The sequence below is a fragment of the Zoogloea sp. genome, assembly GCF_044344315.1.
Lineage (GTDB): Bacteria > Pseudomonadota > Gammaproteobacteria > Burkholderiales > Rhodocyclaceae > Zoogloea.
This window is the reverse complement of record NZ_JBIJDC010000028.1, coordinates 1-21,398: the sequence shown is the minus strand read 5'-3', so window position 1 is coordinate 21,398 and position 21,398 is coordinate 1. Positions and strand designations below refer to the sequence as shown.

21 protein-coding genes are annotated in these 21,398 nt (G+C 66.8%); 6 read left to right on the top strand and 15 right to left on the bottom strand.

The window, feature by feature from the left end; translation table 11 throughout:
* Window positions 1-186: 186 nt before the first annotated feature.
* On the bottom strand, window positions 187-1,083 hold the full coding sequence (locus ACIQ09_RS08365; RefSeq protein WP_398308119.1) for a radical SAM protein: 897 nt from the start codon (window positions 1,081-1,083) through the stop codon (window positions 187-189).
* 98 nt (window positions 1,084-1,181) lie between these two features.
* Between ACIQ09_RS08365 and ACIQ09_RS08360 the strand changes: the two genes are divergently transcribed.
* Window positions 1,182-2,081: a cation transporter gene (locus ACIQ09_RS08360; protein WP_398308117.1), complete on the top strand. Its 900-nt coding sequence runs from the start codon at window positions 1,182-1,184 to the stop codon at window positions 2,079-2,081.
* 271 nt (window positions 2,082-2,352) lie between these two features.
* Window positions 2,353-2,811, top strand: coding sequence for a hypothetical protein (locus ACIQ09_RS08355; protein ID WP_398308115.1), 459 nt, complete (start codon window positions 2,353-2,355; stop codon window positions 2,809-2,811).
* 134 nt (window positions 2,812-2,945) lie between these two features.
* Here the strand turns inward: ACIQ09_RS08355 and ACIQ09_RS08350 are convergent, their stop codons facing one another.
* The 7 genes from ACIQ09_RS08350 to ACIQ09_RS08320 all read right to left on the bottom strand — a co-directional run bounded on the left by ACIQ09_RS08350 (window position 2,946) and on the right by ACIQ09_RS08320 (window position 7,331).
* Complete coding sequence (locus tag ACIQ09_RS08350; RefSeq protein ID WP_398308113.1) at window positions 2,946-3,230, bottom strand: type II toxin-antitoxin system RelE/ParE family toxin; 285 nt, start codon at window positions 3,228-3,230, stop codon at window positions 2,946-2,948.
* 6 nt (window positions 3,231-3,236) lie between these two features.
* Complete coding sequence (locus ACIQ09_RS08345) at window positions 3,237-3,548, bottom strand: type II toxin-antitoxin system Phd/YefM family antitoxin (RefSeq protein ID WP_398308111.1); 312 nt, start codon at window positions 3,546-3,548, stop codon at window positions 3,237-3,239.
* A gap of 65 nt (window positions 3,549-3,613) precedes the next feature.
* Window positions 3,614-4,330, bottom strand: a complete 717-nt coding sequence (locus ACIQ09_RS08340) for a class I SAM-dependent methyltransferase (RefSeq protein ID WP_398308109.1) — start codon at window positions 4,328-4,330, stop codon at window positions 3,614-3,616.
* Between the two features lie 61 nt (window positions 4,331-4,391).
* Entirely contained in the window at window positions 4,392-5,537 is a 1,146-nt protein-coding gene (locus ACIQ09_RS08335) for an MFS transporter (RefSeq protein WP_398308107.1), read from the bottom strand.
* 45 nt (window positions 5,538-5,582) lie between these two features.
* Complete coding sequence (asd, locus tag ACIQ09_RS08330) at window positions 5,583-6,434, bottom strand: archaetidylserine decarboxylase (protein WP_398308105.1); 852 nt, start codon at window positions 6,432-6,434, stop codon at window positions 5,583-5,585.
* 213 nt (window positions 6,435-6,647) lie between these two features.
* Window positions 6,648-6,851, bottom strand: a complete 204-nt coding sequence (locus ACIQ09_RS08325; RefSeq protein WP_299880960.1) for a heavy-metal-associated domain-containing protein — start codon at window positions 6,849-6,851, stop codon at window positions 6,648-6,650.
* Between the two features lie 18 nt (window positions 6,852-6,869).
* Window positions 6,870-7,331 carry a PACE efflux transporter gene (locus ACIQ09_RS08320; protein ID WP_398308103.1) on the bottom strand — a complete coding sequence of 154 codons (462 nt, stop codon included), beginning with the start codon at window positions 7,329-7,331 and terminating at the stop codon, window positions 6,870-6,872.
* A gap of 107 nt (window positions 7,332-7,438) precedes the next feature.
* Here ACIQ09_RS08320 and ACIQ09_RS08315 point away from each other — a divergent pair, with 107 nt between their 5' ends.
* Together ACIQ09_RS08315 and ACIQ09_RS08310 are read left to right on the top strand one after the other, a co-directional pair.
* Window positions 7,439-7,981 carry a DOMON-like domain-containing protein gene (locus tag ACIQ09_RS08315; protein WP_398308101.1) on the top strand — a complete coding sequence of 181 codons (543 nt, stop codon included), beginning with the start codon at window positions 7,439-7,441 and terminating at the stop codon, window positions 7,979-7,981.
* Window positions 7,978-9,186 (top strand): exo-beta-N-acetylmuramidase NamZ domain-containing protein, encoded by a 1,209-nt coding sequence (locus tag ACIQ09_RS08310; protein ID WP_398308099.1) that lies wholly within the window; start codon window positions 7,978-7,980, stop codon window positions 9,184-9,186. The genes ACIQ09_RS08315 and ACIQ09_RS08310 overlap by 4 nt, the downstream gene beginning before the upstream one ends.
* Window positions 9,187-9,257: 71 nt before the next feature.
* Here ACIQ09_RS08310 and fliW read toward each other — a convergent pair whose 3' ends face one another.
* Together fliW and ACIQ09_RS08300 are read right to left on the bottom strand one after the other, a co-directional pair.
* Window positions 9,258-9,689 (bottom strand): flagellar assembly protein FliW, encoded by a 432-nt coding sequence (gene fliW / locus ACIQ09_RS08305; RefSeq protein WP_398308097.1) that lies wholly within the window; start codon window positions 9,687-9,689, stop codon window positions 9,258-9,260.
* Window positions 9,690-9,907: 218 nt separating this feature from the next.
* Window positions 9,908-11,443 carry a DEAD/DEAH box helicase gene (locus ACIQ09_RS08300; RefSeq protein ID WP_398308095.1) on the bottom strand — a complete coding sequence of 512 codons (1,536 nt, stop codon included), beginning with the start codon at window positions 11,441-11,443 and terminating at the stop codon, window positions 9,908-9,910.
* A 412-nt stretch (window positions 11,444-11,855) separates the two neighbouring features.
* On the opposite strand from ACIQ09_RS08300, the gene ACIQ09_RS08295 reads away from it, so the two are divergent.
* Window positions 11,856-12,719, top strand: coding sequence for a neutral zinc metallopeptidase (locus ACIQ09_RS08295; protein ID WP_398308093.1), 864 nt, complete (start codon window positions 11,856-11,858; stop codon window positions 12,717-12,719).
* 72 nt (window positions 12,720-12,791) lie between these two features.
* Here the strand turns inward: ACIQ09_RS08295 and ACIQ09_RS08290 are convergent, their stop codons facing one another.
* From ACIQ09_RS08290 to ACIQ09_RS08270, 5 genes are all read right to left on the bottom strand, one after another.
* Window positions 12,792-13,268 (bottom strand): VOC family protein, encoded by a 477-nt coding sequence (locus ACIQ09_RS08290; RefSeq protein WP_296413334.1) that lies wholly within the window; start codon window positions 13,266-13,268, stop codon window positions 12,792-12,794.
* Window positions 13,269-13,607: 339 nt separating this feature from the next.
* Window positions 13,608-14,327 carry a response regulator transcription factor gene (locus ACIQ09_RS08285; protein WP_398308091.1) on the bottom strand — a complete coding sequence of 240 codons (720 nt, stop codon included), beginning with the start codon at window positions 14,325-14,327 and terminating at the stop codon, window positions 13,608-13,610.
* Complete coding sequence (locus ACIQ09_RS08280) at window positions 14,324-16,387, bottom strand: PAS-domain containing protein (protein WP_398308089.1); 2,064 nt, start codon at window positions 16,385-16,387, stop codon at window positions 14,324-14,326. Before ACIQ09_RS08280 ends, ACIQ09_RS08285 begins: the two co-directional genes overlap by 4 nt.
* The gene (locus ACIQ09_RS08275) at window positions 16,384-18,477 is read right to left on the bottom strand and encodes a putative bifunctional diguanylate cyclase/phosphodiesterase (protein WP_398308087.1); all 2,094 of its coding nucleotides are present in this window, start codon (window positions 18,475-18,477) and stop codon (window positions 16,384-16,386) included. Before ACIQ09_RS08275 ends, ACIQ09_RS08280 begins: the two co-directional genes overlap by 4 nt.
* A 19-nt stretch (window positions 18,478-18,496) precedes the next feature.
* Window positions 18,497-19,519, bottom strand: a complete 1,023-nt coding sequence (locus ACIQ09_RS08270) for an AraC family transcriptional regulator (protein WP_398308085.1) — start codon at window positions 19,517-19,519, stop codon at window positions 18,497-18,499.
* A 191-nt stretch (window positions 19,520-19,710) separates the two neighbouring features.
* On the opposite strand from ACIQ09_RS08270, the gene ACIQ09_RS08265 reads away from it, so the two are divergent.
* A partial coding sequence (locus tag ACIQ09_RS08265) for a cobalamin-dependent protein (protein WP_398308083.1) occupies window positions 19,711-21,398 on the top strand: 1,688 nt, incomplete at its 3' end.

Here is a 21,398-nt window from a genome sequence, read left to right as displayed (position 1 = left end):
CCTGATGCATCTGTGGGAGCGATTCATCCTGGCAACATCCGTTTGACGGGAAGTACCGCCGCTTTTGCAGGGGCGACTCGTAGGGGCGACTTCAGTCGCCCATCCGCGCGATGACCCATCGGTATGTTGTTGATCCAAGTCCGCGGGCGACTGAAGTCGCCCCTACAGGGGGGCTCTGCTTTCTGCCTACAAGCCGCGGGCCCAGTCGGGGCGGAGGTGGGCACTGTCGGGCTGGGCGATGGCCTGGCGGACCTGTTCGAGGAGTCTGGCTTTATCTGCCCCAAGGGTGCCCTTGAGTATCAGGAAGTTGCTGGCGTGATCCGATCTGAACACGGTGCGGCGCAGCTCCAGTTGCGACAGGAAGCGCTCCATCTCGCGGAACAGGCCGGCCTGGTCGAGAGGTTCCCATTCGGGAAAGTCGGCGCGAAAGCGCGCTTCGCCCTGGGGGAAGCTCACCACCAGGGTGGACAGGAACTCGGGCTGGGTGGCGTTGGCGAGGCGGGCGGAGTGGTCGGCGTGCTGGTCGCTGTAGATCTGCCCGCCCAGCCCGTTGAGGATCATCACCGAGCGGGTGATGCCGGCTTCGCCCAGCTTGTCGAGGGCGGCGCGGGTGCTGTCGTGGGTCTCGCCCTTCTTCACCTTTTCCAGCACCAGGTCGTCGCCGGATTCGGCGCCCAGGTAGGCCATGCGCAGGCCGGCCTCGCGCAAGCTTGTCAGCTCGGCCACCGTCTTCTTCTTGAGATTGCGGGCCAGGCAGTAGCTGGACACCCGGTGCACGGCGGGCAGGTGGGTTCGGATTGCTTCCAGGATGGCTAGCAGGCGGCGGGTGGGCAGCACCAGGGCGTCGCCGTCGGCCAGAAAGACGCGGCGCACCCGGTTGCCGTAGCGCTCGCCCACCTGGTGGATGCTGGTCAGCACCTCGTCCTCGCTGCGGGCGCGGAAGGCCTTCTGGGGGGCGGTGTACATCTCGCAGAAAGTGCAGGCATTCCACGAGCAGCCGTCGGTGACGGGCAGGATCAGGGATTCGGCTTCGGAGGGCGGGCGGAAGACGGGTTCGACGTAGCGGATCAGCGGGGCGTTCATGGCGGGCGGGCTGGGTGAGGCGAGGATGAAAGGCTACCATCCGGGCGACAGCCCCTGCGCATGGGCAGGGCGCGATGGTGTGTGATGGAGAACCCGGGATGAGTGAATCGACAAGCGGCACCTGCAAGGGCGCCTGCGGCTGCGCGGCGGCCAGCCAGCCGGTGGCCGCGGTTGCCTTGGGCGCGGGGTTGGGGGAGGCCCGCTTCCGCTCCACCTTTCGGGTGGATGACATGGACTGCCCGGGCGAAGAGCACCTGGTGCGCATGGCCCTGGACGGCCACGCCCAGGCCCTGGCCTTTGATCTGATGGCCCGCAGCGTGACCGTCTGGCACAGCTTGCCGGCGGACGACATCGAGGCCCGCATCGCCCGCCTGGGCATGGGGGCGGAGCGCCTGGACAGCGGGCCGGCCGATGGCCTGCCCGCGGCCCCGGCCACCGATGCGGCCGCCGAGCGCCGGGCCTTGAGCTGGCTGCTGGCCATCAACGCGGTGATGTTCGTGATTGAAGGCCTAGCCGGTTGGTGGGCCGAATCCACCGGCCTGCTCGCCGACGGCCTCGACATGTTTGCCGACGCCGCCGTGTATGGGGTGGCCCTCTATGCCGTGGGGCGCGGCGCGGCCATGCAACTGCGCGCCGCCCATCTGGCCGGCTGGCTGCAGCTCGCCCTGGGCATCGGCCTGTTCGGCCGGGTGATCCACCATGTGCTGTACGGCTCCGCCACCCTCGCCACCGCCATGATGGGCATCTCCGCCCTGGCCCTGGCCGCCAACCTCAGCTGTATGGCCCTCATCGCCCGCCACCGCCATGGCGGCGCCCACATGAAGGCCAGCTACATCTTCACCGCCAACGACGCCCTGGCCAACGTGGGCGTCATCGTCGCCGGCCTGCTGGTGGCCTGGCTGGGGCACCCCTGGCCCGACTGGGTGATCGGCAGCCTGATCGGCGTGGTGGTGGTAGGTGGGGCGGTGAGGATATTGCGGATGGGGCGGGGGGAGTGAGGTAGTTCATTGGGCGGACGGGAAGGACATGTGAGTATTTGGCATTGGTATCCTGTTCCGCACCTAGAGACTGCGCCCCCAATGCTTGAACTCATCGCCGGATTTCTCCTCGACGTCGTTCTGATCGGCGTTTTCTACTGGCAGGGCTGGCTTTTCTGCGGGTGCTCACGCTTGGGCGCTATCCACCGCGGGGAGGGGGCAAACACGATCCGGAGTTCGTCGCTGTGTTCGGGGTCGTGTTGCTTGTGGTGATCCTGCTGCTGGGGTACGCATGATGCCGATGCCCCTTTTTCTGAAGAACCTGCTGTTGGCCCTTCTGCTGCTTGCGGGCGTTCTGCTGGGGCTTCTCGTTGCAGGTTCGGCGCTGGCGCTGTGGGCATTTGGCGAGGCCATGTGTGGCAACGAGGTGATGGCCGAGTACCCGTCGCCGGGCAATCAGCACCGGGTCGTCGTCTTTCAGCGCGACTGCGGGGCGACGACAGGGTTCAGCACCCAGGCTTCGCTCCTCGATGCCGACGAGGCGCTTGGAAATGAGGGCGGGAACCTGTTCGTGTCCGATACCAACCATGGGGCCGCGCCGGCCGTGTCGGTGGTTTGGATGGGTGAGAGGGCGCTCGTACTGCGGCACCACGCCGCGGCGCGTGTGTTCAAGAGCGTGCCGAAGAGGGACGGGGTGCGGATTTCGTATGAGGCAGACGCGGGGTTTTCGGGTCCGGGGGAGGCGCCGTAGCGTCGTCCCCGAATAGGGCCATCCGCCGGGATTTTTCAGCAGATCAGCGGCAGGCTTCTGCCGTAGCGTGCTTACACGCCCTCCCGATTGTCATCGCACACGACAAGGCTGCCCTTGCTGCGGGCGGCTCCCTGTCAGTGTGGGAAGCGTCGTTTGGTGTGGACCACGTTGAGGACGATGATGGTGTCACCGCTCACCCGGACGAAGACCACGTAGGGGAGCTTGCTCACAACCAACTCACGGGCGCCCGGGATCCGGTCGCTTTCCCGGATCCGTTCAGGGTGGGGAGGTAAGGATTCGATCTCTCCGATGATCCTGCGTTCGACTGCCGCTGCAGTGCGTGGACTGGCTTCAAGGTGGTAGTAGGCGAGGATTTCCTCAAGGTCGTCGAGGGCCTCCTCGCTCCACAGGATCCGCATGGTGTCCTACGGGGTTTGGCGGAGGCGGGCCGCGATCCGTTCTTTCAGTTGCGCCATGGCGTCGTTGTGGTCCACGAGTGCACTTTCGCCGGATGCCACGCGTTCCATGGTGCGGCTTACTTTGCCGGACAGCCATTCGTCGTATCCGGGATCCTTCTCGATGAAGAAGTCCGCAAGGAGGGTGTCCTTTGCGTCTTCGAGGGAGATCATGATGCCCACCGGGCGATCATTCTTGGTGACAAGCACGGGTTCCCGGCGGGCGGCATCGAGAAATTCGCCGAAGTGGTTCTTCGCGTCGCGAGCGGTCATGACCTTCATTGCGGGCCCCTTGGATCTGATATGTCCATTGTAGCCACTTTGGCCGTTTTGGTGCGGGAACGCCCTCAGCCCGGCTTCTTCAGCACATCCACCCGCTGGGGCGGGTAGAAGGTGGCGCCCTCCGGGCTGAGGTGGGCTTCGAAGGCCTGCCGCACTTGCGCGTACAGATCCGGGGACAGGCGGTGGTTCGTGTGGGTCACCTGGATCATGCGTGCGTCGAACTCGGCGAAGTCAGCATAGTGGCTGCGGGTCTGGAAGAAGAGCTGGCGGTCGAGGGCCAGGATGCCGCCCTCCACGGCCCGGCATTCGGCGGCAAAGGCCGCTTCGCGCACGGTCTTTTCGTCGTGGAAGAGGCGGATGACTTCGTTGAAGTCACCGGCGTAGACCGGTTCGGAGATCCACGCCAGGCCGCCGGGGCGCAGCACCCGGGCGATCTCGGCCAGGGCCTGGTCCATGTGGGCCATGGGCACGTGGTGCAGGGACTTGAACAGGATCACCAGGTCCACGCTGGCGTCGTCGGCGGGGATGGCCTCGGCACCGCCGTGAAGAAAGCGGACCTGGGGCAGGTCGGTGATCTGGAGGTTGCAGGCGTGCTGGATGCTGTCCACCTCAAGGGCCAGGATCTCGCGCACTCGGCCGCTTTCGGCGAGGCTGCGGGTCTTCTCGGCGCGGCCACAGCCCAGCTCCAGCACCCGGGCGCCGTCGAGGGGCAGTTCGGCCAGCATGAGCTGGACTTCGTTGCAGCGCTGGGTCTGGCTGGGGTCGGCGATCTTCATGGTCATGGTGGTGTGGGGGCTGGGCTTGGGATGTTGCAATATTAGCAGGCCGTGATATTTCGTCTGTTCAGCGTGGCCGCCACAGGGGCGCCAGCGCCACCAGGCCCAGCAGCGGCCCGGGCAGCAGCAGCCAGGCCACCTGCTCCTGTAGTTCCGGCCACAGGCGGGTGCTGAGGGTGATGGACACCATGGTGATGGCGAAGCCGATGGCGTTCTGGAAGGCGAGGGCGCTGCCGACGATCTCCGGCGGGCAGGCCCGCGCCGACAGGGCCGAGAAGTGGGGGGAGTCGGCCACCACGCTGGCGCCCCAGATCAGCATCACCAGGGCCAGCAACCATTCGGGGCTGCCCTTGAGGAAGGGATAGGCGGCGCAGCACGCGGCAGACACGGCCAGGGCGATGGCGGCGACCCGGGCGCTGCCGATCTTGCGGCTGGCAAAGCCGCCCAGCACGCAGCCGGCGGCGCCGATGCCGATGACGGCGAAGGCCGGCCCGGAGGCCTTGCCCTGGGCGATGGTGCCGACCAGCAGGGGCACCAGGGTCCAGAAGGCGTAGAGCTCCCACATGTGGCCGAAGTAGCCCAGGGCCGAGGCGCGGAAGCGGGGTTCGGCAAAGGTGTGCAGTACGCGCCCCAGGCGCAGGGGTGGGGTGCCGGGCTTGCGTACCAGGTGCGGGCCGTCACCCAGGCGGCTGATCAGGCCGGCAGCGAGCACGGCCAGGCCGGACGACACCAGCACCGTAGCCTGCCAGCCCCAGCCGGTTTCCAGAAAGCGCACGCCATGGGGCAGGGCGGTACCCAGGGTGAGCATGCCCACCAACCATGCCAGGGCCGGTCCGGCCTGCTCCGGCACCCAGCTCACCACCAATTTCATGCCCAGGGGGTAGACCCCGGCCAGGGCCAGGCCGACGGCAAAGCGGAATAGCAGGGCCGAATCCATGCCGTTGGCGAAGAGCGCGAAGCCGGCGTTGGCGGCGGCGCCGAGCAGGGCGCACAGGGCGAAGATGCGGCTGGCCGGGAAGCGGTCGGCCAGGCCGGTGAGCGAGAAGCCGAGGGTGCCGAGGATGAAGCCCAGCTGCACGGCGTTGGTGAGCCGGCCCAGGTCGGCGGGTACCAGCTGCCAGGCCCGCATCAGGTCGTCGCCGGCGGCGTTGGCCGAGAACCACAGGGACGTGCCGAAGAGCTGGGCAATGACGATGATCGGCAGAACGGGCATGGGGCTCCTCGGGTGGCAGGGCGGTCAAGGCCCCACGCGGATAGGCTATGCGGCCCGGCTGCCCATGGCTTCGCCCATGCGGATGGCGCGGGCGGGCGCCCAGTCGGGGGTGAAGCCGATGCGCTTCTTGGGGAAGAGCATGACCACCGTGGAGCCGAGCAGGAAACGCCCCATCTCCTCGCCCTTTTTGAGCGTGACCTTGCCCGGGGCGTAGTCCCATTCGCGGATCTTGCCGGGGCGCGGCGGGTTGATCTGGCCCTGCCACACGGTGGCCATGCTGCCGACGATGGTGGCGCCCACCAGCACCAGCACGAAGGGGCCGATCTCGTCGTTCTCGAACACGCACACCACCCGCTCGTTGCGGGCGAACAGGCCGGGCACGCCCCGGGCGGTGGTGGGGTTGACCGAGAACAGGGCGCCGGGCACGTAGATCATGCGGCTCAGGCGGCCGTCGCAGGGCATGTGGATGCGGTGGTAGTCCCGCGGGCTGAGGTAGAGGGTGGCGAACTCGCCGTCCTGGAACTGGATGGCCAGGTCCCGGTCGCCGCCCACCAGGGCATGGGTGGAGTAGTCGTGGCCCTTGGCCTGGAAGATGCGGTCCCGGTCGATGTGCCCGAACTGGCTGATGGCCCCATCCACCGGGCAGATGAAGTCGGCAGCGGCCAGGGGCCGGGCGCCGGCCTTGAGGGGGCGGGTGAAGAAGTCGTTGAAACTGGCGTAGCTCGCGATGTCCGGATTGGCCGCTTCGGCCATGTTGACCCCGTAGCGCCCCACGAACCAGCGGATCACCGAGGTAGTGAGCCCCCCGGCCTGCGCACTGGCCAGCGTGCCGGCCAGCATGGTGATGGCCTGCTTGGGGAACAGGTACTGGGGAAGAACGGCAAGGCGATCGGACACGGCGGATTCCTGGGGAGCGAAGGCCCGGATTATAGCGGGTGGGGGCAGGACGCCCGCGTTCTCACAGGGTCGATGTGTAGGGGCGATGTGTAGGGGCGACTTCAGTCGCCCATCGAGCGTCAATCACAGGCAGGCCCTTGATCCAAGCCCGCGGGCGACTGAAGTCGCCCCTACGAGAGCTGTGGGGTCGAATTCATTCGACCATCCCGGGGCTCAGCGTGTCGGAAACCCGGCTTCTTCAATGGCCGAGCGGATGTCGCCTTCGGAGACCATGCTGGTGTGCTCGATCTCGGCGTGGCCCGTTTCGAGGGAGACATCCACGTAGCCGATGCAGGGCAGGTCCTGGATGGCGTTCATGACGGTGCGCAGGCAATCGTCGGACTGCATGCCGGTGATGGTGAGGGTGGTGGTGGGCATGGTAAGGGGGCTCTTGGGTCAGGGGTTCGAGGGCTGTGCTGCGGCGATGGGGAACATGCGGTCGTAGGCCAGGTTGAAGCCGAAGGCGTAGACCATGTAGGCGAGGGCCAGACCGATGTCGGCGATGAGGGCGGAGAGCCAGTCCATCCTGGTCCACAGCACGATGATCGGCAGGGTCATCAGGAGCAGACCGCCTTCGAAGCCGACCGCATGGGCGGCGCGCAGGGACCACGGGCGCCGGTCGGCGGTGCGGCCGGTGAGGCGCCCCTCAATCCAGTCGAAGGCGGTGTTGTAGCCACCGTTCCAGAGGGCGGCGACGAGGGCCAGGATGAGCAGCAGGCCAATGGAGTCCACGGCCGGCACACCCGACAGCCACACGAAGGGCGGGCTGATCAGGAGCAGGCCGCCGATCTCGAACAGGGCAACCTGACGCAGGCGGTCCCAGAGGCTGCGCTGGATGGGATGGTTGGAACTGGACATGGGGTGACAGCGAAAGACAGAAGCGAATTGACCGCAGAAAGGAGTGGGAGTTTAACGTGTTGTCCGGACCGGCTAAACTGGAGGGTCCGACGCCCTATTGAGCACTTATGAATCTGCCACCTTTCCACGCCCTCGTGTGCCATCCGGATGCGCCGGATGCCTGCGTGCGCGGGATACGGGTGGCGGCAGCCCGCGATGCCGATGGTGGCCTCAGTGTGCATTACCGGCTGGAAGGGGCGCTGGACGCGCTGCGCATTCCGGCGGGCGAGCTGCCCGTCGAGCGCCTGTGGGCGCATACCTGCTTCGAGCTGTTCGTGTTGGCCGAAGGGGGCGAGGCCTACCGGGAGTTCAACTTTTCTCCGGGGGGGCAGTGGATGCGCTTTGATTTTTCCGGCTACAGGGCGCGCATCGACAGCCCGGCCATGCCCACGCCCGGGCTTGACTGGCAGCGTTCGGGGGATGCCCTGACGCTGGTGGCGACCCTGCCGGCGCCAGCCCTGCCTGCCGGCGCGCTGCGCCTGGGGCTCACCGCCGTTGTCGAACACGCTGACGGCAGCCACCGCTACTGGGCCCTGGGCCATCCGCCCGGCAAGCCCGATTTTCATCACCGCGACGGCTTTGCCCTCGCCTTACCGGCCCCGACACCATGATCCAGTTCGGTCTCGACCGTCTCCTCGCCGACCCCGCCCTGCGCCGCCCCCTGGCGGGCAAACGGGTCGCGCTGCTGGCCCATCCGGCCTCCCTGACTCGTGATCTGACCCACTCCATCGACGCCCTGGCGGCCCTGCCCGACATCCAGCTGTCGGCGGCCTTCGGCCCCCAGCATGGCCTGCGCGGTGACAAGCAGGACAACATGGTCGAGTCCTCCGACTACTTCGACCCGCAGTATGGCATTCCGGTGTTCAGCCTCTACGGTGAGGTGCGTCGCCCCACGGCGACGATGATGGACCGCTTCGATGTGCTGCTGGTGGATCTGCAGGACCTGGGCTGCCGCATCTACACTTTCATTACCACCCTGCGCTACGTGCTGGAGGCCGCCGCCAGGCACAAGAAGGCGGTGTGGGTGCTCGACCGCCCCAACCCCGCCGGCCGGCCGGTGGAAGGCACCCTGCTGCAGCCGGGCTGGGAGAGCTTTGTCGGCGCGGGGCCCATGCCCATGCGCCACGGCATGACCATGGGCGAGCTGGCCCGCTGGTTCATCGCCACCCTCAAACTCGACGTGGAGTGCGAGGTGATCACCATGACCGGCTGGGCACCGGACGCCGCCCCCGGCTACGGCTGGCCGGTGACTGAGCGCAGCTGGGTGAACCCCAGCCCGAATGCGCCCAACCTGTCCATGGCCCGGGCCTATGCCGGCACCGTAATGCTGGAGGGCACGACCCTGTCGGAAGGGCGTGGCACCACGCGGCCACTCGAGCTGTTCGGGGCGCCGGACATCGACGCCCGTCAGGTCATCGCCCACATGCAGGCGATTGCGCCCAAGTGGCTGGCGGGCTGCCGGCTGCGCGAGTGCTGGTTCGAGCCCACCTTCCACAAGCATGCGGGCAAGCTGTGTAGCGGGGTGCAGATCCATGTGGAGGATCCGTCCCACTACAACCATGCCGCCTTCCGCCCTTGGCGCCTGCAGGCCCTGGCCTTCAAGGCCATCCGCCATCTGCAGCGTGACTACCCCCTGTGGCGGGATTTTCCCTACGAGTACGAAAACGACCGCCTTGCCATCGACCTCATCAACGGCTCGGAGATCCTGCGCAAGTGGGTGGATGACGCGACTGCCCGCCCCGGTGACCTGGATGCCCAGGCCTTTGCCGACGAGCGGGAGTGGGCAGACGTGCGCGAGGCCTTTCTGCTCTATTGATGGTGGCTGCGGCCGGTGGAAAAAAATGGGGCGCCCGCGGGCGCCCCATTTTCATCGTGCGGGAATGTGGATCAGGCCACAGCCTTCAGTGTCACGCTGGTGTCCACCTTGCCGATGATCTTCTGCAGGCCACGGCGGGTGGCTGTGTTGACGACCAGCGGGGCCATCACGTTGGCGCGCACGGGAGAGGCGCCCGGTTCGCCGCGGCTGACGATCAGCAGCACGCTGGCGTCGTCGGCACTGCCCAGTTGCAGGCTGGCCACTTCATCGTCGGTGAGGGTGAATTCGTAGTTTAGGCCGACGATGTCGGGGGTGGTGACGGTGAAGGCCACTTCCGGGTCGTCGAGGCACTGGAGCATGAACAGCTTGGGGGCGTCGTTGTCTTCGCTGTGCAGCAGGGTGAACTGGCGGCAGGCTTCAAAGCCGGGGAGGCCGGACGGGAAGTCGATGATGCGATCGGCGGATACGTCGACTTCGCCAACGATGGGACTGGTGATCTTCATGGTTTTCCCCTTTGGAATGGAAGTGGAGGGCGAACGGAGCTCCGCTCGCGCGTTTGTTTTCTTCCATCATAGACACGGGGCTGCAATTCGACCCCGCGAAGTGAAGGGGCTTTTGCCCCTAATCCCGGCGACAGCCCGGCGGGCCGGAAATGAAAAAGGGCGCCCGTAGGCGCCCTTCCGAAACACTGACCGGAGCGTAACCCCGGCCGGGCTTCGTCTTAGCGGTCGCGATTGAAGGTGCGACCGGCGCGGGGCTTGCCGCCGGTGCCTTCGCTGCGGGCACCGCCAAAGCCGCCGCCGGCGTTGTGGTGGGTGGAGCTGCGCTTGGCCACGTGGGGGAACTCAGTGCGGTGTTCCGGGTGACGCGGGGCGGCGCTGGTGCCGTCAGCGCGGCGGGGAGCGTCACGGAAATCGCGACGGCCTTCGCTGTTGCCGGCCCAGGGGCTGGCGGGGCGGCCGTCGGCTTCACGACGCGGCTCACGGTCGCCACGGGGGCCGCCGAAACCAGACGACGGACGCTTGTCGCCAAAGCGGCCACCGCCGTTGCCGAAGCTGCGGCCGCCATCGCGACGCGGGCCGCCACCGCCCGGACGACGCTCGTCGGCGGGCATGGTGCTGCGCGGCTCAAGGCCGGGCAGGGTATGCACGGCGAGGGGCTGATGGGTGTAACGCTCAATGGCGCGCAGCAGGCGTACGTCGCGACGCTCGGCCAGGCTGATCGCCACGCCGTTGGCGCCGCCGCGGCCAGTACGGCCGATGCGGTGCACGTAGTCGGCGGCAACCTTGGGCAGGTCGTAGTTGATCACGTGGCTGATGGTGCGCACGTCGATGCCGCGGGCGGCAACGTCGGTGGCAATGAGCACGCGCAGGTGGCCGCGACGCAACTGGTCGAGGGTGCGGGTACGCATGCGCTGGTTCATGTCGCCATGGAGGGCGGCCACCGAGTGACCCTGGGATTCCAGGTTCAGGGTCAGGGCGTCGGCGTCACGCTTGGTGGCGGTGAACACGATGGCTTGTTCCATGCTCACATCACGCAACAGGCCGTCGAGGAGACGGTTCTTGTGACCGATGTCGTCAGCCACCAGCAGGCGCTGTTCGATGTTCTCGTGACGGGCCTGGGCCGAGTTGATCTCGATGCGCTCCGGGTCCTTCAGCAGGCGCTGCATCATGCGGGCGACCTGGCCGTCGAGGGTGGCGGAGAAGAACAGGGTCTGGCGGTTGGCCGGCAGCTTGGAGACGATGGCCTCGATGTCTTCCACGAAGCCCATGTCGAGCATGCGGTCGGCTTCATCGAGGATCAGGATTTCCAGGCGGGCGAAATCGATGCGGCCGCTGTTCATCTGGTCCATCAGGCGGCCGGGGGTGGCCACCAGGATTTCGTAGGGGCTGGACAGCAGCTTGTTCTGAACCGGGTAGGGCATGCCGCCCACCACGCTGACGGCCTTGGCGTAGCGCAGGTTCTTGCCGTAGCCCTTGCAGGCATCGGTAACCTGGACAGCCAGTTCGCGGGTCGGGGTGAGGACCAGCACGCGGGGGCCACGGGCCTTGATGGTCGGTTCTGCGGTCAGGCGCTGCAGGGACGGCAGCATGAAGGCGGCGGTCTTGCCGGAGCCGGTCTGGCTCGACACTACGAGATCCTTGCCGGCAAGCGCGGCGGGGATGGCGGCCTGCTGAACGGCGGTGGGTTCGGTGTAGCCGGCGTCTGCAACGGCTTTGACAATGTTCTCGGACAGGCCGAGGCTGGCGAAATCCATGTTCGCTTCCTTATCTTGGTATTGCGGATGCGGTGCCCGCGAAGAAAAAACGGCAACGCGTCGCCGCGCAGGGAGTGCGCGCAACAGTTGGGCTGCCTGACTGGCATATCGGCACTAACCGATCAGGACAACCTCTCGTCGAATACGGGAGATATAAGAAGGTCAGGGACGATGTGACTCGGTGCGAACCGCTTTGCACCGGACCGCGGACTATAACGGTAAAGCGCTGACTACACAAGAAAAATGTTGCAGCGCAAAAGACCGAGGGGTTGGGGGAGGGGGCAGTTTTGGGCGCGAGCTCTGCGCGATGGCATGCCTGGACACACTATTTGACGCTGTTTGCTGGCATATTGACTTGAACAAGGGGGCGTCACGCCTCACCCTTGCGACCTGATCCAGAAAAGGAAACTCCATGCGTTTCGACAACAGCCGGGAAAGCGAGAACGTCGAGGATCGCCGCGGCGGCGGTGGCGGCCGAGGGCTGCCCGTGGGGGGCAAGGGCATTGGCTTGGGCACCATCGTGCTGGCGCTGGTGGCCATGTACTTCGGCGTCGATCCGAGCATCGTGCTCAACCAGGCCGCCCAGGCACCGGCCCCGTCAGCGACCTCGCGCCCGGCAGGGCCGCCGGCCAATGATGCGGAATCCAAGTTCATCCGCCACGTGCTGGCCGAGACCGAAGATACCTGGCAGCAGATCTTCCGCCAGAACGGTAAGCAGTACACCGAGCCGACCCTGGTGCTCTTCTCCGGGGCCACGCGCACGGCCTGCGGTGTGGGGCAGGCGGCCATGGGGCCGTTCTACTGCCCGGCCGACCAGAAGGTGTATATCGACCTGTCCTTCTACCAGGAGCTGAAGACCCGCTACCGGGCGCCGGGCGATTTTGCCCAGGCCTACGTGATCGCCCACGAGGTGGGTCACCATGTGCAGAATCTGCTGGGTATCTCCGGCAAGGTCCAGGCCGCGCGGGAGCGGGCCTCCGAGCGGGAAGCCAATGCCTTGTCGGTGCGGCTCGAACTGCAGGCGGACTGCCTGGCCGGGGTGTGGGCCAAGAACGCCGATGCGGCGCGGGGCATCCTCGAAGCAGGCGATCTGGAAGAGGCCCTGCAGGCGGCTACGGCCATTGGCGACGACACCCTGCAGAAGCAGGCCCAGGGCTATGCGGTGCCGGACAGCTTCACCCACGGCTCGGCCGAGCAGCGCATGCGCTGGTTCAAGCGCGGCATGGAGTCGGGGCAGTTGGCCGTGTGCAACACCTTCCAGGCTCGCAACCTGTAATTCCACGTTTCTGAACGTACAAAGGGCCGACCTCCGTAAGGAGGCCGGCCCTTTGTACGTGTGCGGCCGAGATCAGCCTGCCAGCTTGGCGAAAGCGTCGATCACTTCCGGCGGCGCCTGAACCAGCTCGATCAGCACGCCCTCACCGCCGATGGGGAATTCTTCGTTGCCCTTGGGGTGGAGGAAGGTGATGTCGAAACCGGCCGCGCCCTTGCGGATGCCACCCGGCGCAAAGCGCACGCCGTTGGCCGATAGCCACTCGACGGCCTTGGGCAGGTCGTCGATCCACAGGCCCACGTGGTTCAGCGGGGTGGTGTGCACGGCGGGTTTCTTCTCTGGGTCGAGGGGCTGCATCAGGTCTACCTCGACCTTGAACGGGCCCTTGCCCATGGCGGTGATGTCCTCGTCCACGTTTTCGCGTTCGGACACGAAGTTGCCGGTGACCTCGAGGCCGAACATGTCGACCCACAGGGTGCGCAGGCGGTCCTTGGACGGCCCGCCGATGGCGATCTGCTGGACGCCGAGGACTTTGAATGGTCTTGTCATGATTTGGTTTTCCCTCCTTACAGGAAGGGGGATTTTACGGGAGGGCGCTGCTGTGGGGTCGAATTCATCCTGATTTCCTCCGTTTGACGCGTCGTCTGACGGTCGATGCGGTCTCTTCGCAGGGGCGATTCGTTGGGAAATTCTGTAGGGGCGACTTGTAGGGGCGACTTCAGTCGCCCATCCACGCGTCGATCACAGACAGGCCCTTGATCGAAGTCCCGCCCTTGATCGAAGTCCCGCCCTTGATCGAAGTCCCGCCCTTGATCGAAGTCCGCGGGCGACTGAAGTCGCCCCCACAGTCCCTCCAGCCGCCCTCGGCGCCTCCAATAAATCCCGTCAGCTTCACTCCCACTCCACGCTGGCACACAGCAGATAGCCGGCGCCGTAGACGGTCTTGATGATCTTCGGGTCCTGGGGGTCGTCCTCGAGTTTGCGGCGCAGGCGGGAGATGCGCACGTCGATGCTGCGGTCGAAGGGATCGAGGTCACGTTCGCCGATGAGCTGTTCGCGGGTGAGGATCTTGTTGGGGCGCTTGAGCAGGGTTTGCAGCAGGGCGGCTTCGGCGGCGGAGAGGGACACCTCGCGGCCGTCCTCGGTGCTGAGGTTGAGGCGGCCGATGTCGAAATGCCAGCCGGCAAAGCGGGCGCCGGTGTGGCCAGTGGCTTCGCTGGTGGCGGCCTTCTGGTAGCGGCGCAGGATGGAGCGTACCCGGGCGACCAGCTCGCGAGGTTCGAAGGGTTTGACCAGATAGTCGTCGGCGCCCAGTTCGAGGCCCAGCACCCGGTCGGTGAGGCCGTCGCGGCCGGTCAGGATGAGGGCGGCGCAGGGGTGCTGCTCCTGCAGCTCGCGCAGTACCTGCAGGCCGTCCATGTCGGGCAGGCCGAGGTCGAGGATGGCCAGTTCGGGCTGGGCCCGACGGGCCCGGGAGAGCAGGGCGCGGCCGGTGCCGAAGGTCTCGGTGCGGAAGCCGTATTCACCCAGGGTGCTGGCGATCAGGCGGGCGATGTCGGCCTCGTCCTCGACGACGAAGATGAGGGGAGTGTCCTTGTCGGGGGTGGTCATGATGCCGGGGTCTCCGGGTAATCGAGGGCGGCGAGGGCTGCGGCGAGGGCGGCCCGGTCGAAGGGTTTGCGCAGGGTCGGAATGTTGGGGCTGCCTGCCGGCACATCGCCGGTGGCGTAGCCGGTGATGAGCAGGATGGGCAGTTGCGGGCGCAGGGCCCGGGCGGTGGCGGCCAGTTCGCGCCCGCCGAGGCCGGGCATGACGGTGTCGGAAACGAGTAGTGCGATGTCCTCGACGGCTTCGAGCATGGCCCGGGCTTCGAAGCCGTTGCTGGCCTCTATGACGGGGAAGCCCAGCTCGGTGAGCTGTTGGCGGATGACCTTGCGTACTTCGGGCTCGTCCTCCACCAGCAGGGTCAGGCGGCTTTCGTTGGTGACGCTGGCGGCCGGGTGACGGGGGGCGATCGGAGGCGGGGGCGGGCTGTCGCTCATGGGTACGATGAAGCGCACATTGGTGCCCTTGCCCGGTGTGCTGAGGATGCGGATGTTGCCCCCCGACTGGCGGATGAAGCCGTACACCATGGCCAGGCCGAGGCCGCTGCCGGCACCGAAGGCCTTGGTGGTGAAGAAGGGCTCGAAGAGGCGCGGCAGGAGTTCGGGAGCGATGCCGGTGCCGGTGTCGGAGACGTCGAACTGCACGTAGTCGCCGGCCGGGACTTCCACCAGCAAGGCCAGGCTGGGCGAAACGTGGCGGGTGGCCAGGGAAATGGTCAGGGTGCCGCCGTCGGGCATCGCGTCGCGGGCGTTGATGGCCAGGTTGAGCAGTGCGTTCTCCAGCTGGTGGGGGTCCACCAGGGCGTGGAGCTTCTCGGTGGGCAGCTCAAGCTTGATGTCGATGCGCTCGGTGAGGGAGCGGGACAGCAACTGGCTCATGCCATGCACGAGGGCGCCGACCTCCACGGGGGTCGGCTCCAGGGGCTGCTGGCGGGAGAAGGTGAGCAGGCGGCGGATCAGCTCGGTGCCGCGGCGGGCGGCGGAGAGGGCCGGCTCTAGGTGTTCCTCGTAGCCCTGGTGGGCGGGCAGCTTGTCGCGCAGGGTGTGCAGGTTGCCGGTGATGATGGTGAGCAGGTTGTTGAAGTCGTGGGCCAGGCCGCCGGTGAGCTGGCCGACGGCCTCCATCTTCTGGGCCTGGATGAGGGCGGCCTGGCTGGCTTTCTGCTCGGTGATGTCGATGGAAAGCACGAAAAAGCCCTGCACGCCGCCGGACAGCGAGGCTTCCGGCACCACCGCGCTGCGGGCGTAAACGGGTTTGCCGGCGGTGCTGGTTCGTGAGTATTCGTAGCTGACCTGCTCTCCGGCGGCGGCCTGTTCCAGATAAGGCTTGATCTGGGTATAGGCCTCGGGGCCGAAGACTTCCTCGATGCTGCGTCCGACGATGGCGTTCTTGTCGAGGCCGAACCAGTCGGCGTAGCCCTTGTTGGCAAAGCGGTAGCGCTCGCCCGAGTCCACGTAGGCAATCAGGGCCGGGATGGCGTCCATGATCAGGCGCAGGCGCTCTTCGGAGCGGGCCAGCTGGGCGGCCACGTTGTCGAGGCGGGTGGTGGCGGCTTCCAGCTCGGCGGTGCGGGCGCGCACGCGGTTCTCGAGTTCGGCGTTCTGGCTTTCGATGAGCTGCTCATAGCGGCGCTGCTCGGTGACGTCGGTCCACAGGGTGACGAAGCCCAGGTTGGGAATCGGTACGCCGCGGATGGACAGCACCTGGCCGTTGGGGCGGGTGCGTTCGGCATGGTGGGGCTGGAAGGCACGCACGGAGGCCATGCGCTCGGCCACCAGGCGCTCCACCTCGGCGGGGCTGCGGTGGCTGCCGCCGTATTCGCCCCGCTCCACGTTGAAGCGCACGAAGTCCTCGAAGGGGGTGCCGACCCGCACCATGGATTCGGGAAAGTCGAGCAGGCGCAGCATGGCCTTGTTCCAGGTGACCAGTTTGGGGCTGGCGTCGAATACGGCGATGGCCTGGTCGAGCAGGTCGAAGCCGGCCAGCAGCAGGTCGTAGCGGCGCAGCTCCTCGGGGGTGCCGGAGCGGCCGGGGCTGGCAGGAACGGGGGTGATGCGGGCGATCATGGGGCGGGGCTGGCGATCAGGTCGAAGAAGGCGGCTTCGGGGAGGGGGCGGGAGAACAGGAAGCCCTGACTGTAGTCGCAGCCGGCAGCACTCAGACGCTCCTGCTGGGCAAGGGTTTCAACGCCCTCTGCGACAACCTTGATGTCGAGCTTGTGGGCCATGGCGATGATGGCCTCGGTGATGGCCAGGTCGCCCGGGTCGGTGGTCAGGTCGCGTACGAAGGAGCGGTCGATCTTGAGGGTGTCGATGTCGAGCCGCTTGAGGTAGGCCATGGCCGAATAGCCGGTGCCGAAATCGTCGATGGATACCTGGATGCCGGCGGCACTGAGGCGGGCCAGCTGGGCGATGACCACTGGCTGTTCGTCGAGGAGCAGGCCCTCGGTGATCTCGATGGAAATGCACGAGCCGGGCAGGCCGACGCTCTCCAGGCGCAGCATCAGCACCTCAAGGGACTGGCCGCGGAGAAACTGCTGCGGTGATGCGTTGACGGCAATCTGCATGCCCGCGGAGGTCGGGCACAGGGCGCGCCAGTGCAGGATGAAGTCGATGGCGCGCTCGAACACCCAGGTGCCGATGGCGTCGATGAGGCCCAGTTCCTCGGCAACGGGGATGAACTCGTCCGGGGGGATCTGCCCGCGGGTGGGGTGGTTCCAGCGCAGCAGGGCTTCGGCCTTGCGCACCGCACCGCTGGCCAGGTGCAGGATGGGCTGGAAGTGCAGCGCCAGCTGGCCTTCGGCGAGGGCGCTGCGCAGGTCCTTGCCGAGTTGCAGGCGCTGCAGGGCGTGCTCCTGCATGGACGGGGAGAAGTAACTGAAGCGGTTCCGGCCGGCGTCTTTGGCGTGATACATGGCCTGGTCGGCGTTCTTCAGGATGTCGGTGGGGGAGTCGGCGTCCTGGGGGAAAAAGGTGATGCCGATGCTCGCCGAGACGTAGGCCAGGTCGTTGCCCAGGCGGAAGGGGTGGTCGATGGCGGCAATGATGGCCTCGGTGATGCGCTCCACGGGGTTGCGGTCGGAGAGCCCCGGCAGCAGCACGGTGAACTCGTCACCGCCCTGGCGGGCCACGGTGTCGGATTCGCGCACGCAGCCGACGATGCGCCGCGCAGCCTCCATCAGCAGTTGGTCGCCAGCCTCGTGTCCGAGGGTGTCATTGACCTCCTTGAAGCGGTCCAGGTCGATGTACAGCACGGCCACGCTGTCGTGGTCCCGGTGGGCCTTCTTCATCAGTTCGCCGAGCCGGTCGTAAAGCAGACGGCGGTTGGGCAGGCCGGTGAGGGTGTCGTAGTTGGCCTGCACCCACACCAGGGCTTCGGTCTGCTTGCGTTCGGTGATGTCGGTGATGACCCCCACCAGCCCCCCTACGCTGCCGTCCGCGCGGAACCAGGTGGCCTTGTTGAAGATGACGTCCCGGCGCATGCCGTCGGTGGCTTCCACTGAGGCTTCGTAGGTTTGTACTCCAGGGTTGTCAAAGAGGGCCTGGTCGGCTTCGTAGTAGCGGGCGGCCAGTTCGGGCGGCGAAATGTCGAACACCGAGCGGCCAATCAGTTCGGCCCGCGGACGCATGGTGAAGGCCTCGAAGGCCTTGTTGCAGCCCAGATAGCGGGCTGTGTCGTCCTTGAAGAACAGGGGGCTGGGGATGGCCTCGATGAGCTGGCCGATGAAGCTCAGGCGTTCCGTGGCGGTGCGTTCGGCGGCGCAGCGGGCGGTGATGTCCACCAGCATGCCGATGATGGCTGGACGTCCGTCGAACTCGGTGCGATTGCCGAAGACTTCCAGGTCGATGCGGCTGCCGTCCTTGCGCAGGCCCTCGAAGCTGTAGTGCGCGGTGTCCGCCAGACCGTCCAGCCGCTGGCGGATGGCGTCGCGCACCTTGGCCTCTTCACCTGGGGCGATCAGGTCTTTGGGGCCGATTGCGCCGCAGATCTCTTCCTGGGTGTAGCCGAACATCTCGGCGAAGCGGGGGTTGGCGTAGCGGAAGAGCTCGTCCTGGATGATGTAGATGCCGATCATCGCATTGCGCAGCAGGCCGGCAAACAGGCCGTCGGCGTCGCGGATCAGGTCTTCGGTCAGGGCGGTGAGGTCGGTGGGCATGAGGCGCGGGGCATCCCGGTCAAGGCTGGGTGCTGCCGGTATTCGGTGTGGTGATGGAGAGGTGCTTGCGGTAGCGCTCCGGCGACATGCCGGTCCAGCCGGTGAAGGCCCGGTAGAAGGCCGAGGTGTCGGCATAGCCGAGGTCGGCGGCCACCCGGGAGATGGGCTGGCGGGTCTTGGTGAGGCGGGCCAGGGCCATGTCCCGGCGCAGGGCCTCCTTGATGCCGCGAAAGCTCGCGCCTTCTTCCTCCAGGCGGCGGTGCAGGGTGCGTGGCGACATGTGCAGGCGGTCGGCCGCCTCGTCCTGGGTCAGGCTGGCGGGCAGGGCATCGCGGATCAGGTCGCGGACGCGGATCACGGTGTTGCGGTCGCGCCGGTAGAGCATGCTGATGCGGCCAGGGGCGCCTTCCAGAAAGCTGGACAGGGCGGCTTCGTCGCGGCGGATCGGCAGGTCGAGCAGGGTGGCATTGAAGCGGGCGGTCAGCTGCGGGCCTTCGATGAAACTGGAGCGGGCAGTGTAGACCAGCGCGTAGTCGTCCGCATGGGCCGGCGGGGCGAAGGGGAAGTCCACCGAGTCGAGGGCCAGGCCCCGCCCGACCAGCCAGCACGACAGGCTGTGCAGCAGGCGCAGCAGCCATTCAAAGGCAAACACCCGGGCAGGGTCGTTCGGGCTTGCGGTGAGGGGAGCGGCTTCGCGGATGTGCAGCTCGGCCCGGTCATCGCCCCGGTTCACGCTCACGCTCAGGTCGGGCAGCACGATGGCCAGGAAGCGCCGCGCCCGGTCGAGACCGTCGGCCAGGGTGGGGGCGCCCAGCATGCCGCGGCACAGGAACTCGAAACTGCCACGCCCCATGGGTGTCGAGAACAGACCGAAGCCCTCGTCGCCCAGCTCGCGGATCACCAGATTGTAGAGGGTGGCGTAGCGGTCGAGGGGAACCCGGCTGGCCGCGTCTGCAAGATCAATGTCGAGTTCGGCCAGCAGCAGGGTGGGGTCGATGTTGCGACGCAGCATGCCTGCCAGCATGCCTGTCACGAAACCCATTGATACTGTTGAGCCCTGGCGGGCTGGCTTGCTCGACAAGGGGCTCTCTCCGGTGCGTTGGGCAATGGTGCCGGCGGGCCGGCTGCAGCTTGGCGGATTTTGCACGAAAGCCGTCGACAACGGCAATGGCTAAGGCGCCGCCACCCTTCTAACATGCATGGATCGATAAACATGATGTGGGGGAGACAACCATGACCGACCTGAGCGTTGCCAAGAAACTCGTCGCTTACAAGCCCAAGAACAAGGTGCGCTTCGTCACCGCTGCGGCGCTTTTCGACGGCCACGATGCGTCGATCAACATCATGCGGCGGATTCTTCAATCCACCGGCTCCGAGGTCATCCACCTCGGTCACAACCGCTCGGTGGGCGAGATCGTCAATGCCGCACTGCAGGAAGACGTGCAGGGCATCGCGATCACCTCCTACCAGGGGGGGCATGTGGAGTTCTTCAAATACATGATCGACCTGCTGCGTCAGAACGGCGGCGAGAACATCAAGGTCTTCGGCGGCGGTGGCGGTGTGATCGTGCCGGCCGAGATCAAGGAACTCCACGACTACGGCGTCACCCGCATCTACTCGCCGGAAGACGGCGCCGTGCTGGGCCTGCAAGGCATGATCAACGACCTGGTCGAGCGCTGCGACGAGGACCTGTCGGTGGCCGTACCCAAGGGCGCCGACACCATCATCGCCGCCCTCAAGTCCGGCGACCGCCGGGCCCTGGCCCGGGTCATCACCGGCCTCGAGAACGGTGCCTACGGCGACGACGTCAAGCAGGCCCTGATCGAGGCCGCCAAGTCGGTGAAGGTGCCGGCCCTCGGCATCACCGGCACCGGTGGCGCCGGCAAGTCCAGCCTCACCGACGAACTGGTGCGCCGCTTCCGCCTCGACCAGGACGACAAGCTCAAGCTCGCCATCGTCTCCATCGACCCGTCGCGCAAGCGCACCGGCGGCGCCCTGCTGGGCGACCGCATCCGGATGAACGCCATCGAGCACCCGAACATCTTCATGCGCTCGCTGGCCACCCGCGACACCGGCAAGGAAGTCTCCGCGGCCCTGCCCGAAGTCATCGCCGCCACCCGCCTGGCCGGCTTCGACATGATCATCGTCGAGACCTCCGGCATCGGCCAGGGCGACGCGGCCATTGTGCCCTTCGTCGATGTGTCCCTGTACGTGATGACCCCCGAGTTCGGCGCCGCCAGCCAGCTCGAGAAGATCGACATGCTCGACTTCGCCGATTTCGTGGCCATCAACAAGTTCGACCGCAAGGGCGCCGAGGATGCGCTGCGCGATGTGCGCAAGCAGTACCAGCGCAACCGTGAGTTGTTCACCACCCCCACCGAGCAGATGCCGGTGTTCGGCACCATGGCCGCCCGCTTCAACGACGACGGCGTGACCGCCCTGTTCCAGTCCATTGCCCCGGCGCTGGTGGCCAAGGGCCTCAAGCTTGGCAAGGCCAAGCTGCCCATCGTCAGCGTCAAGGCGTCCAGCCGTGGCCGTGCCATCGTTCCCGCCGAGCGTGCCCGCTACCTGGCCGAGATCGCCGATTCGGTGCGTGGCTACCACAAGCACACCGCGGAGCAGGCCCGCGTCGCCCGCGAACGCCAGGCCCTGCGCATCTCCAAGAAGCTCTTCGAGGGCTGCAGCAAGGATGCCGGCGCCTTCGACGAGCTGATCGACTGGAAGGACGGCGAGCTCACCGGCACCGCCAAAAAGCTCCTCGACATGTGGCCGAAGACCGTTGAGCTGTACGCGGCCGACGAGTACGTGGTGAAGATCCGCGACAAGGAGATCCGCACCGTCCTCACCTCCGAGTCCCTGTCCGGCAGCAAGATCCGCAAGGTTGCCCTGCCGACCTACGAGGACGACGGCGAGACCCTCAA

What these genes read in the sequence shown, in the direction of transcription:
- ACIQ09_RS08365 (WP_398308119.1), bottom strand. Translation starts at nt 1,083, where the DNA reads ATGAACGCCCCGCTGATCCGCTACGTCGAACCCGTCTTCCGCCCGCCC.
- ACIQ09_RS08325 (WP_299880960.1), bottom strand. Translation starts at nt 6,851, where the DNA reads ATGCCCACCACCACCCTCACCATCACCGGCATGCAGTCCGACGATTGC.
- fliW (WP_398308097.1), bottom strand. Translation starts at nt 9,689, where the DNA reads ATGAAGATCACCAGTCCCATCGTTGGCGAAGTCGACGTATCCGCCGAT.
- ACIQ09_RS08360 (WP_398308117.1), top strand. Translation starts at nt 1,182, where the DNA reads ATGAGTGAATCGACAAGCGGCACCTGCAAGGGCGCCTGCGGCTGCGCG.
- ACIQ09_RS08345 (WP_398308111.1), bottom strand. Translation starts at nt 3,548, where the DNA reads ATGAAGGTCATGACCGCTCGCGACGCGAAGAACCACTTCGGCGAATTT.
- ACIQ09_RS08340 (WP_398308109.1), bottom strand. Translation starts at nt 4,330, where the DNA reads ATGACCATGAAGATCGCCGACCCCAGCCAGACCCAGCGCTGCAACGAA.
- ACIQ09_RS08295 (WP_398308093.1), top strand. Translation starts at nt 11,856, where the DNA reads ATGCGTTTCGACAACAGCCGGGAAAGCGAGAACGTCGAGGATCGCCGC.
- ACIQ09_RS08275 (WP_398308087.1), bottom strand. Translation starts at nt 18,477, where the DNA reads ATGCCCACCGACCTCACCGCCCTGACCGAAGACCTGATCCGCGACGCC.
- ACIQ09_RS08355 (WP_398308115.1), top strand. Translation starts at nt 2,353, where the DNA reads ATGATGCCGATGCCCCTTTTTCTGAAGAACCTGCTGTTGGCCCTTCTG.
- ACIQ09_RS08315 (WP_398308101.1), top strand. Translation starts at nt 7,439, where the DNA reads ATGAATCTGCCACCTTTCCACGCCCTCGTGTGCCATCCGGATGCGCCG.
- ACIQ09_RS08350 (WP_398308113.1), bottom strand. Translation starts at nt 3,230, where the DNA reads ATGCGGATCCTGTGGAGCGAGGAGGCCCTCGACGACCTTGAGGAAATC.
- ACIQ09_RS08285 (WP_398308091.1), bottom strand. Translation starts at nt 14,327, where the DNA reads ATGACCACCCCCGACAAGGACACTCCCCTCATCTTCGTCGTCGAGGAC.
- ACIQ09_RS08310 (WP_398308099.1), top strand. Translation starts at nt 7,978, where the DNA reads ATGATCCAGTTCGGTCTCGACCGTCTCCTCGCCGACCCCGCCCTGCGC.
- ACIQ09_RS08270 (WP_398308085.1), bottom strand. Translation starts at nt 19,519, where the DNA reads ATGGGTTTCGTGACAGGCATGCTGGCAGGCATGCTGCGTCGCAACATC.
- ACIQ09_RS08320 (WP_398308103.1), bottom strand. Translation starts at nt 7,331, where the DNA reads ATGTCCAGTTCCAACCATCCCATCCAGCGCAGCCTCTGGGACCGCCTG.
- ACIQ09_RS08280 (WP_398308089.1), bottom strand. Translation starts at nt 16,387, where the DNA reads ATGATCGCCCGCATCACCCCCGTTCCTGCCAGCCCCGGCCGCTCCGGC.
- ACIQ09_RS08300 (WP_398308095.1), bottom strand. Translation starts at nt 11,443, where the DNA reads ATGGATTTCGCCAGCCTCGGCCTGTCCGAGAACATTGTCAAAGCCGTT.
- ACIQ09_RS08335 (WP_398308107.1), bottom strand. Translation starts at nt 5,537, where the DNA reads ATGCCCGTTCTGCCGATCATCGTCATTGCCCAGCTCTTCGGCACGTCC.